Here is a 1,788-nt window from a genome sequence, read left to right on the forward strand (position 1 = left end):
CGGAGTCGAGTGATGCAAGCCGCTACCTCCCGCTCGATCTGATCGAGACTGACTCGGACTAACGGGCGCGCAACCGCGTTACGCACGTATTCACCACCTTCGATCCCGCCGACAACGACTCTTGCTCGATGTGCAGGATTGTCGACACCGAACAGGTCTTCACTGCAGTGTTTTGAGTCAGCCGTTATGACGGCGAGCTTTTGGGCAGGCGCCAGTTGTTGCAGCAATGCCGGAATAAGGAGCAGACTTGACATCGCCACCGGTACGTTCACTGCCCCCGATACTGCCGCCTGATGCCTGATCAAAAAACCACAGTCCCCAACAATCACGCCAGCGCCGCGTTCGACCAATCGCCGGGCTGCTCGAACACAAGCTTCCTTGAGCGAGGGGTCCCCGGCGATCACCACCTCCGCAAATGCACCTTCCACGATCTCGGTAAGAATTGGTCGGTCGAAGGTGGCCGGGTTCAGGAGGGAGTGGTCCCTGGGAGCCGATAAGCAACCACCTAGTTCCTGCCCTTCGTCAAGCTCGAGAATTCCAATAGCAGTCCGTGTTTGCAACGTCATGACTTGATCTCTTGCACTATTTGACGAACAACTTGCGCGGCGTCATCGTCAAAGGCTCACAGCCATGTTCGGTCACAGCAAAGCTCTGCGTGATGGTGATGCCGACATCGTCTAACCATAGTCCCGGCATCAGGTGAAATACCATACCCGGTTGAAGAACCGTTCTGTCGTCCTTTCGGATACTAGCTGTACGCTCTCCGCCCGATGGGGGAAATCCGATGCCCGTAGGATACCCGATTCTACCTTCTCTTTCGATTCCATGGCGAGCGAGCGCTTCATGAAATGCGATGAACACCTCTGAACAGGTTCGCCCGGGTCGAACACTTTCAAGGCAGACGTTCAGGCCCTCTACAGCGATTTTTGACAGGTCTATAAATGCGCCTGAGGGCGTGCCAACAACAATCGTGCGGGCTAGGAAGACCGTGTAGCGGTGTCGGCATCCTGACAGCTCAAGATTAATCACGGTCGAATTCTGCACCGGCTGATCTGTCCAAACGGCATGCGGAGCAACAGAGCGTTCACCTATGCACAGAACTGGAGGGTAACAAGGATAATCACCTCCGAACTCAAGTGTGCCAGATATTTGTTGCTGATAGACAGCGGCAGCGATATCGCACTCGCGCACACCCACCTCAACCATATCGTTCACACGCTGCATGGCCACATCGGCGATCTGACCAGCTTGACGCATGATCGCCAGTTCAGCCGGGCTCTTAACGAGCCTGATCCACCCTACGAGCAGATCGGCATCCACAAACTCGGCGAGCGGAAGCGCCCCGACAAGATCCGCGTGTGCGCGAGCGGAGTAGTAGTATCCGCCCATCTCTACCCCAATGCGGGCCTTTTCCCCGCCAACTTCCTTAACAATGTCGGCCATAATGTCGTACGCCGAAAACACGGCAGAATGCACATGCGACTCGGGATAGGCTCTAATGTTGTCATCGCGAAGGTAGGTGGTCATTATCGCCGAGACTCGGTCCATCAATCGACCCACCCAAATAGGCTCGTCGCGATCGATCGCCACGATCACCATTTGCGGAGTATAGTATGAATCCGAATTGTAGCCCGTGAGATAATTCTGGTTCGGCGGCTCGGAGAGAAGCAGGATGTCAATCTCTCTTTTTGCCATCTCTCGTTTGACTGCGGCCAGACGAGCCTGAAACTCGGCAACCTCGAAATGCAGTTCTTTCATCATGTCGATCTTCCTTTGAAAAGTTATCGG

At 55.0% G+C, this 1,788-nt stretch carries 2 protein-coding genes; both read right to left on the reverse strand.

The features are described 5' to 3' along the window. The coding region (locus tag NKH89_RS35555; protein WP_352912017.1) for an aspartate/glutamate racemase family protein at positions 1–566 on the reverse strand (566 nt) is incomplete at its 3' end. A 16-nt stretch (positions 567–582) separates the two neighbouring features. Then, on the reverse strand, positions 583–1,788 hold a 1,206-nt coding region (locus tag NKH89_RS35560), incomplete at its 5' end, for a M24 family metallopeptidase (RefSeq protein WP_352912019.1).

The sequence above is a fragment of the Mesorhizobium sp. M0923 genome, assembly GCF_040319365.1.
Lineage (GTDB): Bacteria > Pseudomonadota > Alphaproteobacteria > Rhizobiales > Rhizobiaceae > Mesorhizobium.